The sequence below is a fragment of the Novosphingobium profundi genome (assembly GCF_018491765.1).
In the GTDB taxonomy this organism is placed as follows: Bacteria; Pseudomonadota; Alphaproteobacteria; order Sphingomonadales; family Sphingomonadaceae; genus Novosphingobium; species Novosphingobium profundi.
Window position 1 is genome coordinate 114,038 of record NZ_JABWCU010000019.1, and the last position, 14,274, is coordinate 128,311.

A 14,274-nucleotide genomic window follows, 5' to 3' on the forward strand; every position below is an offset into this window, starting at 1 on the left:
CGTCTCTAGGGCGCCGCGCGCAAGGCGCAGATGGGCGCGTTCAGTCCGGTCACGAGTTTGGCCCCCGCGCGCGTGAATTCGAGCGTGTGACCCTGTGCGCCGAAGCGCGGCCAGGCGGGCAGGCCCGCGCCCTCGGGGTCGCCAGTACGGGCAAAGTTCACCCAGTAAGCCGCGAGCGGCGCCGGTGCATCGGGTGCCGCGCCTTCGGCGCCCAGCACATAGCGGATTTCCGAACCATGGGTCACGCCCGCGCCGTCCGGCCCGTCGAGGTCGAACTGGTAGTGCCAGGTCCGCGCACCGCCGCGCGCCGCGCGCTGGGCGGCGACGTGGAGGGAGGGGCAGCGAAAGGTAAGGTCATTGGCAAGCCGAAGGTTCAGATCGGTGGGCGGCGTGCCGCCCGGCGCAAGGCCGTAGAGTGTTCGCGCCGTGTCGGCATTCTCGGCAAAGCCACGGGCAATGGCCCGCTCGGGGCTCCCGTAGAGGCCGAGTTCGTGCAAGTTGTTGCCGATGATGAGGGGAATGTCCGTCCCGTCGCCCCGCGCGAGCGCGGCGGCGGGGCTGCGTGGCAGGACGCTCCCGTCGACCACGGCCTGGAGCCAGATGAAGCTGTCGTCGTCGAGGTTGGGGACGTCGGTGTGTTCGGCGGCCTCGATCAGCGCTCCGGCGGGCAGCGCGCGCAACTGCGCGGCGCTGGCGTGGGGCGGCGCGCCGGCGGCGCGGGTGATCGTCTCGCCCAGTGCCTCGTTCTGCGCGAGCGTGCGCGGCGGCAGGCCGAAGCCGGGGGTACCGCTCTCGGCGATGGCCTTGGCGAAGAGCCCCCGGGCGCCGGGCGAAAGCAGTTGCAGGCCGACGTCCTGCGCGCCTGCGCTCTCCCCGAAGATCGTGACATTGCCGGGATCGCCGCCAAAGCGTGCAATATTGGCCTGGACCCAGCGCAAGGCGGCCTGCTGGTCGAGCAGGGCGTAGTTGCCCGAGTGGGGACCGAGCGCGGTGTGCGACAGGAAACCCAGCGCGGAGAGGCGGTACTGGAGGCTGACGAGCACCACACCGCGCGCGACGAGCGGCGAACGGACCGTGCCCGCACCGCTTCCGCCGCGGTTGCCGCCGCCGTGGATCCACACCATGACCGGCAAGGGGTGGGCGGGGTGCAGTTCGGGGCTGGCGACGTCGAGATAGAGGCAATCCTCCGACTGGTTGGCGGCCGCGGCGTGGTTCCAGCCATAGTCGATCTGCCTGCAGGCCGGGGCTTCGTGGCGGGCCTCGCGCACGCCGTGCCAGGACGCGACCGGGGCCGGTGGGCGCCAGCGCCGCGCGCCGATGGGCGGGGCGGCGAAGGGAATGCCCAGGAACAGGACGCGCCCGTCCTCACCGCGCAGGCCCTCGATCTCGCCCGCCTGGGTGTGGACGCGGGGCGGGGGCAGTTGCTCCGCCGCGATCGCGCCCCCCGCGGACAACCCGAGCGCCGCGGCGAGGAGGCCCCGCGTGCGCGCACGGCGCAGGCTCATGGCACTTTCGCGCTGGCCAGCGGACGCGGCGCGGGCTTGGCGAGCGCGGCCCGGAACGCGACCTCGGCCACTTTGTCCATCACCGCATAGCCCTCGGGCGTGGGGTGGACGTGGTCCTTGGTGAGGCCGGGCGCGGCGCCCAGGCCTTCGCCCTTCAGCGCCGTCCAGTAGTCGGCATAGACCGAGCCGGTCCGCTTCGCATAGTCCTTGAGCCAGGCGTTGAGGCGCACGATGCGTGGCCCCGTGTCGAGGCCCGGGCGCCAGGGAAACTCATCCGCCGGGGGGATCGAGGCGAGGATCACGCGAATGCCGTGCGCTTGCGCCAATTCGACCATCGAGCGGAAATTGCCTTCGATCTGTTCGTTGGTCATCGGCCCGGTGTTCGACGCGATGTCGTTGGTGCCGGCCATGATCTGGACGACGTCGGGCTTGAGGTCGATGACGTCCTGGCGCAGGCGCAGCAGCATCTGCGAGGTGGTCTGCCCGCCGATTCCGCGCCCGATGCGCCCGGGGGTGAAGAAGGCGCGGTCGAGATCGTACCAGCCCTGGGTGATCGAATCGCCCAGGAGCACGATGCGTGGCCGCGCGCTCGAGGCAAGCTCCGCCGCATTGGCCTCGCGGTAGCGGGCGGTCCAGGCCCAGTCGGTGTGGAGCCGCTCTTCGGCTTCGATCTGGCCGCGATCGGCCGGCGTGACTTGCGGTGTGACCTGTGGCTGGGCCTGGGTCTGGGCCCGCAGGGGCGTGGGCGCCGTGGCGAAGGCGACGAGGGCGCAGAGCGCGGCGAGGGGGAAGCGGCGGGCGGACATCGTCATTCTCCCACGGCGATGGTCTGGGGTGTCACGTTGAAGCCGCGCAGCCGGACTTGCAGGTTTTCGCCCATCTGCTGCGGCGCGGCGGTGATCGTAACCTCGCGCGTCTCGCCGGGCAGCAGCGAGACGTAGTTGTCGGTGAAGTAGGCGGGCAGGATCTGGGTTCCATCGGCGCCGAAAAGCGTCAGCTTGGTCTGGATGGCCGCGTGGCTTTGCGGGTTGGTGAGCGACACCGTGATGGCGCCCTCGCCGCTTTTCCGGGCGGTGCCCTGGAGGGCCACGGCGGGCAGGGCGCTCATCGCGCGCAGCGCTTCGGGGCTGGCGGCCTGCCAGTAGAAGTTGTCCGAAACGCGCGTGCCGCTGGGGTCCGTCGCCTCGAGGCGCACCAGCACCGGCCCCTTGGCCATCAACGGGGCGAGATCGAGCGTGAAGGCTTCGGCGGGCTGCTGCGCGGCGGCGGAGAGCGTGGCGCTCTGGCGGGTGAGTTCGCTGCCGTCGAGCCCCTCGACCCGCGCGGTCACCTTCATTCCGGACAGGTCGGCAAGGGTGTTGTTGACGAGGATCACCTTGTGGTCGGGCAGGTTCATCTGCACGTGGACCGCTTCGGAAGCCTTCTTCATGCCGTAGAAGGCGCCGTGGGTGTCGTAGTCGTGCGAGAAGATCTGCCAGGCCGAGGAGGGCCAGGCAGGCTGGGTCATCCACAGCATGCGGCCCGAATTGGTGGTCCACAGCCCCGCGTTCATGCCCTCGAAGATCGCGCGGTAGCTTTCGTATTCGAGCATCTGCGCCTTGCGGGCAAAGTCGGTGAGCGTGCTCGGCGCGCCGAATTCGGCGTCCATCGCGCCGGTGAAGGTCTTGACCGCGCCGTTCCCGGTCTGGTGCCAGTCGTGGTAGGCCCAGGTGTCGCTGATCGGCCAGCGCTCGCTCTCGGGAATCGCGCGCTGCCAGGCCTCGAGCGTGGGGAACGAAGGCGTGCCCACTTCGACCGCGAAGCCCTTGGAATATTCGGTGAAGTACTTTTCGGGCGGTTGCCAGTTGTATGGGCCCGAGGTGTGCAGGTTGATGGTGTTCGACGAGGGCATGTAGAGGCGCGTGCCATCCTCTTCGCGCAGCATCGCGTCGAGCCCGCGATTGAGAATGGGCTGCGGCACGCCTTCGTTGCGGCCGAACCAAAGGACAATCGAGGGGTGGTTGCGGAAACGCTGCACCACGTCGCGCGCATTGGCCATGAACAGGCCCGGATCCTCGGCCTCGATGTTGTAGTTCTGCGTCGATTCCCAGAAATCGCTCATGACCATCAGGCCGTATTCGTCGGCTAGGTCGAAGAAGCTCTTTTGCGTGTTCTGGCCCACCCAGTTGCGGATCACATTGACGTGGGCGTCGTGCTGGAGCTTGAAATAGGGCTCGAGATGCGCGCGGTCGGTGCGCTTGAGAAAATCGTCCATGCCCACCGAGCCCCCGCGCGCGGCGATGCGCACCCCGTTGACGCGGATCACCAGGTAGGGCGAGAGCCCCTCGTCCCCCGCGATCGGGGTGACGGCGGGGGCATGTTCGGCGCCCTTGGCGAAGGAATAGGACCAGCCCCCGCGCACCTCGCGGATGGCCGAATGGTCGATATCGACGAGCGCGCGCCCTTCCTGACGCGCCTTCTGGAAATCGAGTGCGACGCGTTCGAGCGCGCCTTCCTCATCCACCAGCGACATCTCGTAGGTGACCTGGCGCATGCCGAAGCGCACGTCGCGCGTGTCGGAAGTCTCCCCGTCGCTCTTGGCGGCGAGATGGAGTGTGTGCAGGTTGGGCGCGCCGTAGCCATTGGGCCACCACAGTTTTGGGTCGTGGATCGCGAGGGCTGGATCGCTCGACGGATCGAAACGGACCCAGGTGGTGGCATGGGGCGCCGCGGTGACCTTGCGGGTAAGCGCAACCTCGTCGAAGCGGGCGGTAACCTCGACGCTGCGCGCGGTGTCGGTCTGGTTTTCGACGGGGACCGAAATCTCGACTTCGGCGAGCGAATTGTCGGGGCGGGGCAGGGTGGTGACGATCCGGGGATCGCCAAGCCGCACCGCGCCGGTAGCGATCAACTGGACGTCCTGCCACAGTCCTGTCTCGCGGTCGCGGATGGTGGGAATCCAGTCCCAGCCTTCCGAGGCCCCGAACGTGGGGCCGTCGAGCATCATCGCGCCGCCGTTCTCGCCCACGCCCGAGGTCAGCGATTCCTCCTGCGCGTGACCGGGGTGGGGCGGCGGGGAGATGCGCACGGCAATGGCGTTGCGTCCGGGCTTCAGGAGCGCGGAAACATCGTAGCGCCCGCGGATGAAGGCGCCGGTCATGGTGCCCAGGTCCGTGCCGTTGACCCATACTTGCGCTGCGTAATTTGCGCCGTTGAGGCGCAGTTCGAGCTTGCGCCGGGCAGCCTCGGCGGGAAGCTCGAACTCGGTGCGGTACCAGTAGTCCTGGTGCGCCAGCTTCTCGGGGATCGCGAGGTTGTTGAGCCCGCGCGTCGGATCGGGATAGACGCCGCGATCGATGAAGGTGGTCAGCACCGTGCCGGGCACCGTGGCGGCGTACCATTTGCCGTTGGTGAAACCGGGGCGGGAAATGGCCGAGCCTTCGCCCGTGATGTCGGGGGCCTGGGCCAGGTACCAGTCACCGATCGTCCAGCGCGCGGGCCCATCGGACACAAGCGCGGGGCGTTCGCCCAGCGGTTTGGCGACCGGTGCGTCGGGCGGGGTCGCGCTGCTCGGCAGAGTGCCCGATGGCTGCGGCGCGGTGGTCCCTTCCATCTGGCGGGTCTGCAGCAACCAGTGCGCGCTCGTCGGCGTGAACTGGATCAGCGCCGCCTCAGGCGGGCTCTTGGCGCGCTCGGCGAGCGTGCCGGGCGACACGGTGCTGGTCTCGAGCCGCAAACCGGCGAAATGCGCCGCGACGGCACCCGAAGGGCGCTGCGAGGGGGCGACATCGAGATGCGAGAAGGGCCCCGCAGCCGGGGCGGAGAGGCGCGTGGCGGGCTTGCCGTCGACGACCAGCGCGATACCTTGCGCGCTCGCGACCAGGCTCAGGAAGTGCCAGCGGCCGGGCGTGAGGGCAGACTTCGACTGGGCGCGCTTGTCGGCGGTGGAAAGCAGCGGCCGGCCATCGGCCAGGCCGAGCGTCAGCGAGGGCCCCGTGTCTCCGGACAGCGCGAGCAGGTCGGCGGTATCGGCTGGCCCGTCGAGACGCACCCAGCCCGAAAGCGTCCAATCCGGCGCGGCAAGCTCGATCGGGGTCGACCACGTCGGTGCAGCGGGAATGGCGACGAGATCGAAAGGTCCGGCATCCCGGGCCTGCGCGCCGGGAGCAAGTAAAGCCGCGCCAAGCGCGGTCGTCGTCCATGCAACGAATCTATTTGTGCCTCTAAGCATCCCGAGCACCTCCCATTTTCGCGTGGCCATAATTGGCTCGCGGCTGTTTTAGGCACATCCGGGGCATATTAAAAGAAATGTTTTTATATATTCACGCCGCGCGGTTTGTGGTGCCGCCGTGTCCGTTGACAGCCAATCAGTTTTTCCAGACTGCGGCTTCGAGCGCGATGCGAAGAATAGGGACTATCGCGCTAGGTCATGGGGCAGGATTGGCCCGCCCATTGCCGAGCCTTTGCAACTCGTGCGACATGGCCACGCCGGTCTATTGCCGCAGGTCGGCTACGCCCAATTCTTTCCACATCCAGGCAAAGCTGTAACCGGCCATCTGTTCGTTGCCGGATTTGCCGGTCCCGTTCTCCAGGTACTTCAGCCATTCCACCACCTGCGCGCGCCCGGCCTTGGTCCTGACGGCCTGCCGCGGCGTCTTGTCCCCCAGAGCGGGGACTGGTTCGTCGAGGACCTGTCGGTATTGTCGGTCCATCATGTCGCGAACGATGCGCTGCATCTCCGTGGCAGGGATCTCCGGCTCGGCGGTTTCGTCGCGCTCCTGCCGTTGTTCCACCATCATCTGGGCAACGGTGCGAATCTCGGTCAACGGTGCCTGCACCAGATCGCCCAGCAAGGGGATGAAGAGGTCCCGGGCACGCTGCGCGCGTTCGGCGCTGTTGACCTCGATCGTCAGGAAACGTCCCGCCAGCTCGGCATTTCCAAGGATTGTCGAGCCATCGTCCATGGTCGATGCCAGCACTTGCGCGCCGGGCTGCGCGGGCCGCCGGGATTTGACGCGCTTGTCTTCCAGCCAATTCCAAAATTTGGCGCAAGCGGGCGACAAGGTGGGCAGGGTCTGGAAACGGGCTGCGATCTGCTTTTGTGTCACGCCTTTGGGCAATGGGAAAACCAGGCGATGGAAAAGAATGTCATCGCCGTCGCTGTTGACCAGATCGGGCAGGGCCGGCCGCATGGCACCGGCAGCGTCCAGCAGCCACGTAGAGGTGATCAGGGGCGCGCTGTGGCGCAGCAGCACCGCGCGGTCGGTCACGTCGAAATCAAAGTCCGGGTCGGGCTCGCCGCCTTGAAGCAGATCGCGCAGGCGCATCGACTTGCCTGGCACGATGTCGCTCACTTCGTAGAGTGACATCGGTGTCTGACGCAGGGCCTTGATATAGGCTTTGACGGAAGCCTTTTCGTTCCAGCCACGCCGTTTCAGGTAATCGTCGGCGAAATTTTCGCCACCGAACTCGCGTCCGATCAGATCTTCGAACGCGCAGCCCCACAAGGGGCCTTCCCAGTGCGGGCCAACGCTGTCGAGCAGTTCGTCGATATCGACTCGAGCTCGTCGGCTGCCGGTCCGAAATGTTCTTCCAGGCACGCCTCAAGCCGTGTCTTCCAAGGTTCGCGCCCAGCGTATTTGACCAGGCCGGACAGGTCGTGGATGGCGCGCAAGGGGAAAGCTCCTGATGCGATGCACAGGTTTGGCTTTGGAATAGGCCTGCGTCATATAAGGGCAAGCGGGCGCGCGGCGAGAGGGAGCGCGAGAGTTTGTTGCGCGGACGGGGAAAGAGGCTGGCATGAAATCAAATTGGTTTCGCATTTTAGCGATTTGCTCGCGTGCACCTGCTAGGCGCTCGTCATGACTGGCACGGCTGTCGGTCTCGTCGATGCGAATGGCGACGCCGTAGTCGTGCCCTATCCGATCGGGAGTTTTCGATGAGCGCTTCGCCAAAACCGTGGGACAAGGAGCTGGTTTCCAACTGGCTGGAGGCGCGCATCGAGGCGGCGTCTCGCGATCAGGCGGCGGCTGACAGACGAGGGTACGGCGCCGAGGACGAATACGACAAGGCGGCCGCCGAGGAGTGGGTGTGCCGAAAGTTGAGGCTCGCCGGGCGCGAGGGAGACCAGGCCTCGTTTGCGCAGGCCATCAAGCAACTGCTGGACCAGGATGACTTTCGGATAACAGGGATCCACGACGATCGCCGTGTCGAACGGCATGTCCGCTCGATCCTGCGAAAGATCGCCAAGATGGCCAAGGCGAATGAAGGCTTCGAAAACCGGCTGCGCTACCAGTGAATACGGTAGCCGGGATGCGCGGGGTTGGACTTGTTGCTCCGAGGCCGGCCCGTGATCTGTGCCCCGGATTGAGAGGCTCTGTCTGACTAGCCGCGAGCAACGGTTAAGCGGTGCCTATGACGGCATCCGACCTCGAAAATCTGCTTGTAACGCGCCTCGTCCGGGAAAGAGGAGGTACGTCGCAGACATGGCGCCGGGCGCTTGGCAAGGTCATCCTGCGCGACCCGAAGACGCACCCCATTGCAACTGGGATGTCCGGCTCAGCGGCACGGATGCACAGCGCGCTGCGATCGAAATCTTGCTTGATGACGTGCGCCTTGAATATTCGATCGTGATCAACGGCTGAACGCGCGGTGGAATACGGCCAGCGGCGGTAGGACAGGACGCTGGGACAAGCCGACAGTCGCCTTTGGAGTGGCGGGCCAAGGTAAGCTGACCTCACTCCGGGGCTGCGCTACGTCGGCCCAACGGCTCGCCCTGGGACCTATGCGACCGTCGGCTTACTGGCGAGCACCTCAGGAAAGCCGACACTCCCTTTGCGGTGACGCGAGCTCAAGTCAGCGGCCCGCCCTGGGACCTTTGCGGCAGTCGGCTTCGGAGTTTGTACCGTAGATTCTCGACGCCGCGCGTGTCCAGACGTTCCGTCTAAGTAGACACAAGCGCGCCAGTTCAGTTGGGGACCTGTCGCAGGCACTGCTACAGGTAATGTTGTTGGAAGCATCGGGAGGCGGGATTTTGCCGTTTAGAGCATTTTCCAGTCCGGTGGAATCACCTGACGGTTCAGAAAATGCGTCAAAACAACAAGCTAGAGCGGTCGATCTGATGCAATCTGATCGTAAACCGCTCTAGATGGCCGTTTTTATTATTATGAAAAGCGAAGCGATTTGATGGTAGGCCACCGCTTCTGTGATTCGAGCGGATAGTACGATGGACCAAGGGAATCCCGGTGTTGGTATTGCGACGCTGCTAGCTGGCGCAACACCATTTACCGCCGGTAATGTGAACGAGACTTATCGCGCTCAGATTCGTCTCCCAGATGAATCTACGGCTATGGCGATCGTCAAGGATTTGGATCTCAGGCAACTCGCCAATGAGCTGCTCGCGTCTACGATGGCTCGCGCAGTGGGACTGCCGACGCCAAATGTGTACCTCACGCTGGCTCGCCCCGACGTAATTTCGTTGAACAAGGCGCCCCGCTTAGAAGACGGCAACAGAATTATGTTTGCCAGTTCAGATGTTAAGGTGCCCAGTGTCGTCTTTCAATATCAGCAAGATCGAGGCGCAATGGGAAGCTTACTAGCCTCCATAATTTCGTGGGAGGGCCTTGGGCGGTGTTACGGCTATGACACGTGGATTGCGAACATAGACAGACACGCCGGCAACCTTCTTTTTGGTAACCCAAAGGAGGTTTGGCTCATCGATCATGGACACACCTTCACAGGACCGGTTTGGGAATCAGCGGATTTGAAAGCCGAATACGGTTATAGGCATCGGCTGTCCGAGTGGCTCACGCCATCCATGGATGAGCCTGACCGGAAAATGCGAGCTGGCGAGGCCGCGAGCTTGGAGAGTGTCATCCCCAAGCTCGATATAGATCGACTGATCCGAAGCAGCATGGTCGATCAGCTTTTGCCATCCGACGAGATCGCGGCGCTGCGGGACTTTCTTCGTGATCGCTGCTCATATGTGGCATACTATACAAACCGAGCCCTAGGCGTTCCGAGCTTCATATGACCAACATCTCACTGAAACTCGACGCATTTCCGCAGGTTCGCGGCTTTGTAAGGGCGCATTGGGCGCCCATCTTTTTAACTCCGATGGCAGGATCTTCGGAGAGGCTCGTAATTGGGGTGGCTGCTGCGAACGAAACTGGTTTTGCAATTGCTCAGGCGAACGCTCTCGAACGCCTGCGCTGCTTGTATGGGGAGAACGCAGAAGCGGCAATTTTCGCGTCCGTCGTCGCCCTAGAGCAGCTGTCCAACGAATTTGCCGAAAAAGGCACTGAGAGCTTCACGAAAGCCAATCCGCGAGTAACCGGCGTGCATCTCGGCGAGAAGCGCGATGCCGAGGGGCAAAGTCTTGCTGCGATTGCGGCGAGTTGGATGGCGGCGATGTCATCGCTGTACAAGCCGGACGAAATCGATGCGGGCGACGAAATATTGAATGACCCCGCTTCGGGTTCTGTCGACGGTGTAGATAAACTACCTCGCTTGGTAATGGATTATGTTATCCAGCGAGAGCCCAACGCTTCGCGCTTCTTTAGGCAGGATTTGATCGGAGCCCAACGCCGCAAAAAGAGCCATGAAGTCAGCATTGATTTTGATGGTTCTAAGTTTGTGGCCAACTTTGGCACCTTACAGCCCGGCAAAATTGCGAACTCTGTGGGCCACATCAAGCGGCGACTTTGGGATCTCAAGGTCAAGCGCGATAGCGAGACTGAAACATTTCTGAAGCGCCAGCATGAAATGATCGTCTTTATGCCGGATCACAATGACCCGATGTTTACTGCGCGCCAGCACGCAAGTCTTCGAGATGCTCATATTGCTCTTGAGGAACAAGCTGATCAAGAAGAGCTGCGCCTCCGCCCGCTGCCTTCAATCGAAGCTATCGGGCAGCGGGTTATCTCGGGTGAGGCCGGGGCAGCATCATAGAGGCGAATTCAATCAGAGTACCACTGCCAGCCTAGCTTCCAGTCGGCACCTGAACGTCAAAAATGGGTCAGGCACGGAAGGGCCACTACATGCCGGCGGCGGGAATGGCCGCCAGGCGCCAAATCGGTCATTGACGCTTGGGCATCGCCCTTCCTAAAGCGGGCTCTCGGTAGGACCCTTTTTGATGGCGGTGAATCCATCGCGTAGGCACTTCATGCGCATTCTTTCAATCGCCATCGCACCATGATAGATCGCAATAAAATGTGGGGAGCGGCTTCAGTCCGTATGCAGAGCGCAGACAATGCCATTTAAGCCAATCGGAGAGCGGCACGCTATCCAAGAAGTCGTGTTCATTGTCGGGTTCGCCCACAATTTCACACCCGACGTGCTTGAACGCGTCGTCGCGCATCATTCACTTTGGAAGTCGGACCTTCCAAAGCTGGAACGCATGAATGTGATCCAGATCGCGTTTGGCGATGCACCGCCCGATCAAGCGCCTCCGCCTGCAGGGCCCGTGGTCTTCAAGTCTTTCAAGCGTGATGGTTCGCTGGATTGGCAACTGCAAGTTCGTGACAATTGGCTTGCGGTGAACTGCCTAAGCTACTCTCGATGGGATGCGGTGTCTCGCCAAGCGAAGTCACTGCTGGAGAAGGTGCTGGGGCTCGTAATTGACGAAAGCAATCTCCTATCCCAGATTAGCCTTCAATACATCGACACCTTCGTCTGGGATGGCGACGTGCAGGAATATGACATTGATCTTTTGGTCAATCGCGGTTCGGGTTTCTACGCGGACGGGTTTCGGCCAGCTTCAAAGTCTTGGCACTATCATCAAGGAGAATTTGAATTTCCCGATGCCGAGCCAACTCACCGGATCTTGAAGCGCATTCACTTAGATGCGACCGAAGATCAGGCAGGTCCGAAGGTCAAGATCGACACCGTTTTGCGAACAGAATTTGAGAACAGCGGCTTGCCAACATTAGAAAGTATAAGAGGCTTGGTGGACCTAACGCTCGATGATCTCCATGTTAAGAACAAAACCATACTTGCAACGTTAATCAATCAGAATGCGCAGGATAAGATTTCACTCAACAAGGGGGCATAAGTGGAAGTGAGCGCCGCAATTGCATGTGCTGACGAGACCGACAACTGGTCGATTTCGTCTTTGCCAAGCGTAGAGCGTTCAATTCACAGCCCCGCCCGGGCAGGAGTGACTTACTTCGCTGGGGCAGCAATCCTTGCGGCCACTTCTATGCTGACTCCCGCAGTCCATGCGGCCGACAAAGAGCAGCCAGCCTATGCGATCAGCGATGACGGCTACTTTCAAGATGAGCGGGCTTTGCTCATTGACGAATTGCGCCAATACGAACGGCTAGAAAATGGCTGGGACGGCGCAGACGATGATATTGCTCCGTCTCGTGAGGCAATCGACGAAGCTATTCATTTCGTTGAAAGCCTGCCGCCGTTTGTTGATCTGCCTGAACCAATGGTTTCAAGTGACGGCCAGGTAGGATTCTTCTGGCACGACGCGAATATATATCTCGATATCGGATTCAGGGGGCAGGGCGAGTGCACTTTCTTTGGCAAGTCTGGCAACTTGAAAATCAAAGGCAAAGAGGCTGTCAACGAGGCCGAACCCGTGCCTGCATGCGTTTTGCGGTTTCTCGCACAGGTGGATCATTTCGATGAGGTGCTCGTGTGAAGCTGAGGCGCGCGGTCCACATGGACCGGTTGCTGATAGCGAACCGCTTTATCGAGCTGCGTTCTCACCCACACATCTTGATAAGAGGGGCCGGTTGAAGCCGTCGGTGTTTCCACCGTCGCACATCGCCAACAAAGGCCTGTCTCTAGTTCGAACACAGAAAGTCGATGCAGCAGCCTTGGCAGAGTTCTGCAACGCTTTGTCCGCCATGCAAGAGGGGCGGCAGTGGTGTGGTGGGTTTCAATTCTCCTGTTCGATCCTCCGCAATATCCGAGACGAGGATGGCTGTCTCATCTGTGTCTTCGATGATCCGACAAAAGCTGAGAATGGTGTACCTGCAAATGACGCTCATGCGATAGCAGTCTCACACGATGGGGCGATGAGCGACGAGGACGCGATGGAGGTTCGGGCCACAATCATCGAAAATGCGGAACAAATTCTACTGGCGAAGTAAATTCGGACCGAATGTCCGGTTAGACACCTCAATGAACAGAGCCGGACAGTCTTTAGGCTGTCCGGCTCTGTTCATGCGGCGAAGGCAAGCGGACCGTCCGGTCGTAGAAACCTGAGATCGACCGCTGAGCGTCTGAGAAGGGTCGATCTTGCTAGGCGTTGCAACTCGTCCGGGTGACTGGTTGCGTCGTATTTGGTGAGGTCTACGGCGTAAAACTCGGCCTCGCCGCAGCCTCAGGCGATTACTCCTGCGCGCCTATAGGGGATGTGCCTGCCGCCGTCAGCGGGGTGGAAGACGGCGGCAGGCACCCGGCTCAGCACGCACATGGGAACGTGCCGGCGGAGAGGGATCAGGGCATCAGCACGCTGTCGATGACGTGGATCACGCCGTTGGACTGGTTGACGTCGGCGATGGTGATCTTGGCCTTGCCGCCCTTGGCATCGACCACCCACCAGCTACCGCCGGGGCCCTTGGTGACGGTGAGCTTCTCGCCCTGAACCGTGGTGAGCGTGGCCTTGCCCTTGTGCATGCCGGCGTTCTTAGCGAGCATCGCCGCACTCATTCTACCCGCGACGACGTGATAGGTGAGGATCGAGGTCAGTTTGGCCTTGTTCTCGGGCTTGACCAGCGTCTCGACGGTGCCCGCAGGCAGCTTGGCGAAAGCTGCGTTGGTCGGTGCGAAAACCGTGAACGGGCCGGGCCCCGACAGCGTCTCGACCAGCCCGGCAGCCTTTACGGCAGCGACCAGAGTGGTGTGGTCCTTGGAGTTCAGCGCGTTCTCGACGATGGTCTTGGTCGGATACATTTCCGCCCCGCCAACCATCGGGAAATGCTTCGTGGCCGCGACGGCACCGGTGGCGAGCAGGGTGGACCCTGCGACGACGAGACCGATCTTCTTGAAGTTTGGCATCCTGGCTTCCTTCTCCAACGACCCCGAAATGCGGGGTTCGCGAGGAGCTACGGCCCAAGGTTCGCGGCGGATGCATCGCCGGTTCAGATCGTCGAAATTTTTCCCGCAGCGATCGGTGTGCTGCTTGGCGCGTCATGTGGCGCTCCATCGCGCGGTTCGAGCGTGATTGCCAAGGTCGCTCCATCCTGCAGCAGGCCCTGCCGGCCTGCGGGGACGGCGACCCTGCTGACGCCGGACGGCGCCACCAAGCCCAGCGAGCGAGGCACCCCGTCAGCCGGGATGACCCAGAGTTCGGGAGCCAGGGCACTGCCCGGCAGGCGCATCGCACGGATACGCAGGACGCCGTCCACCGGATCGTAGTTCGCCGCGAACAGGGCCGGTGCATCGTCGGCGCCCAGTTGCGCGACCGCCAACCGCTCCGGTGCGCGGACGACCTCTACCGGTGCAGGTGCCGGGCGCAGGACGATGAGCGCGGCCAGCGATGCCGCCAATGCGCCGCTGGCGATCGCACCCAGGCGCCAGCGCCGGAGCTCCCGCTGAATGCGAACGTCATCGCCTGAACCAAGACGGCGCTGGATTGCGGGCCAGAGCGCTGGAGAAGGCTGTTCCTCGAAGCCGGTGCCGAGTGGCGCGAGGCGCTCGGTCCATGCGGTGTTGATTGCCACTGAGAAGTGACCCGGGACGCGTATAAATTACCATTGAGAACTGACCCATGTTTCCCTCGCCTCCGACTGCCAGTCGGAGGGTCGTGGAGTGATCAGCATGGACTTACTCAGTG

At 62.7% G+C, this 14,274-nt stretch carries 13 protein-coding genes; 7 read left to right on the forward strand and 6 right to left on the reverse strand.

Features of this window, described 5'->3' with window-relative positions:
- Positions 1-5: 5 nt before the first annotated feature.
- The 4 genes from HT136_RS20605 to HT136_RS20620 form a co-directional block, all read right to left on the reverse strand.
- The gene (locus tag HT136_RS20605; RefSeq protein ID WP_214201733.1) at positions 6-1,505 is read right to left on the reverse strand and encodes a carboxylesterase/lipase family protein; all 1,500 of its coding nucleotides are present in this window, start codon (positions 1,503-1,505) and stop codon (positions 6-8) included.
- A complete protein-coding gene (locus tag HT136_RS20610) occupies positions 1,502-2,311 on the reverse strand; it encodes a GDSL-type esterase/lipase family protein (protein ID WP_214201734.1) in 810 nt (269 codons plus the stop codon). The genes HT136_RS20605 and HT136_RS20610 overlap by 4 nt, the downstream gene beginning before the upstream one ends.
- Positions 2,312-2,313: 2 nt before the next feature.
- Positions 2,314-5,715, reverse strand: a complete 3,402-nt coding sequence (locus tag HT136_RS20615; protein WP_214201735.1) for a glycosyl hydrolase 2 galactose-binding domain-containing protein — start codon at positions 5,713-5,715, stop codon at positions 2,314-2,316.
- A gap of 262 nt (positions 5,716-5,977) precedes the next feature.
- Positions 5,978-7,084: a hypothetical protein gene (locus HT136_RS20620; protein ID WP_246544010.1), complete on the reverse strand. Its 1,107-nt coding sequence runs from the start codon at positions 7,082-7,084 to the stop codon at positions 5,978-5,980.
- Between the two features lie 338 nt (positions 7,085-7,422).
- On the opposite strand from HT136_RS20620, the gene HT136_RS20625 reads away from it, so the two are divergent.
- The 7 genes from HT136_RS20625 to HT136_RS20655 all read left to right on the forward strand — a co-directional run bounded on the left by HT136_RS20625 (position 7,423) and on the right by HT136_RS20655 (position 12,586).
- Complete coding sequence (locus HT136_RS20625; RefSeq protein WP_214201736.1) at positions 7,423-7,782, forward strand: hypothetical protein; 360 nt, start codon at positions 7,423-7,425, stop codon at positions 7,780-7,782.
- Positions 7,783-7,969: 187 nt separating this feature from the next.
- Positions 7,970-8,128, forward strand: a complete 159-nt coding sequence (locus HT136_RS20630) for a hypothetical protein (RefSeq protein ID WP_246544012.1) — start codon at positions 7,970-7,972, stop codon at positions 8,126-8,128.
- 581 nt (positions 8,129-8,709) lie between these two features.
- Positions 8,710-9,516 (forward strand): HipA family kinase, encoded by an 807-nt coding sequence (locus tag HT136_RS20635; RefSeq protein ID WP_214201737.1) that lies wholly within the window; start codon positions 8,710-8,712, stop codon positions 9,514-9,516.
- Positions 9,513-10,433, forward strand: coding sequence for a hypothetical protein (locus HT136_RS20640; protein ID WP_214201738.1), 921 nt, complete (start codon positions 9,513-9,515; stop codon positions 10,431-10,433). Before HT136_RS20635 ends, HT136_RS20640 begins: the two co-directional genes overlap by 4 nt.
- Positions 10,434-10,734: 301 nt before the next feature.
- Entirely contained in the window at positions 10,735-11,535 is an 801-nt protein-coding gene (locus tag HT136_RS20645) for a TIGR04255 family protein (RefSeq protein WP_214201739.1), read from the forward strand.
- Positions 11,536-12,132, forward strand: a complete 597-nt coding sequence (locus HT136_RS20650) for a hypothetical protein (protein ID WP_214201740.1) — start codon at positions 11,536-11,538, stop codon at positions 12,130-12,132.
- Between the two features lie 94 nt (positions 12,133-12,226).
- Positions 12,227-12,586, forward strand: coding sequence for a hypothetical protein (locus tag HT136_RS20655; protein ID WP_214201741.1), 360 nt, complete (start codon positions 12,227-12,229; stop codon positions 12,584-12,586).
- Positions 12,587-12,935: 349 nt separating this feature from the next.
- Here the strand turns inward: HT136_RS20655 and HT136_RS20660 are convergent, their stop codons facing one another.
- Both HT136_RS20660 and HT136_RS20665 read right to left on the reverse strand, forming a co-directional pair.
- Positions 12,936-13,496: a fasciclin domain-containing protein gene (locus tag HT136_RS20660; RefSeq protein ID WP_214201742.1), complete on the reverse strand. Its 561-nt coding sequence runs from the start codon at positions 13,494-13,496 to the stop codon at positions 12,936-12,938.
- An 83-nt stretch (positions 13,497-13,579) separates the two neighbouring features.
- Entirely contained in the window at positions 13,580-14,161 is a 582-nt protein-coding gene (locus tag HT136_RS20665) for an anti-sigma factor (protein WP_214201743.1), read from the reverse strand.
- Between the last annotated feature and the right edge of the window lie 113 nt (positions 14,162-14,274).

Bases quoted from the DNA above. Each gene is read 5' to 3' on its own strand.
- HT136_RS20605 (WP_214201733.1), bottom strand. From the start codon at position 1,505: ATGAGCCTGCGCCGTGCGCGCACGCGGGGCCTCCTCGCCGCGGCGCTC.
- HT136_RS20610 (WP_214201734.1), bottom strand. From the start codon at position 2,311: ATGTCCGCCCGCCGCTTCCCCCTCGCCGCGCTCTGCGCCCTCGTCGCC.
- HT136_RS20615 (WP_214201735.1), bottom strand. From the start codon at position 5,715: ATGCTTAGAGGCACAAATAGATTCGTTGCATGGACGACGACCGCGCTT.
- HT136_RS20625 (WP_214201736.1), top strand. From the start codon at position 7,423: ATGAGCGCTTCGCCAAAACCGTGGGACAAGGAGCTGGTTTCCAACTGG.
- HT136_RS20630 (WP_246544012.1), top strand. From the start codon at position 7,970: ATGGCGCCGGGCGCTTGGCAAGGTCATCCTGCGCGACCCGAAGACGCA.
- HT136_RS20635 (WP_214201737.1), top strand. From the start codon at position 8,710: ATGGACCAAGGGAATCCCGGTGTTGGTATTGCGACGCTGCTAGCTGGC.
- HT136_RS20640 (WP_214201738.1), top strand. From the start codon at position 9,513: ATGACCAACATCTCACTGAAACTCGACGCATTTCCGCAGGTTCGCGGC.
- HT136_RS20645 (WP_214201739.1), top strand. From the start codon at position 10,735: ATGCCATTTAAGCCAATCGGAGAGCGGCACGCTATCCAAGAAGTCGTG.
- HT136_RS20660 (WP_214201742.1), bottom strand. From the start codon at position 13,496: ATGCCAAACTTCAAGAAGATCGGTCTCGTCGTCGCAGGGTCCACCCTG.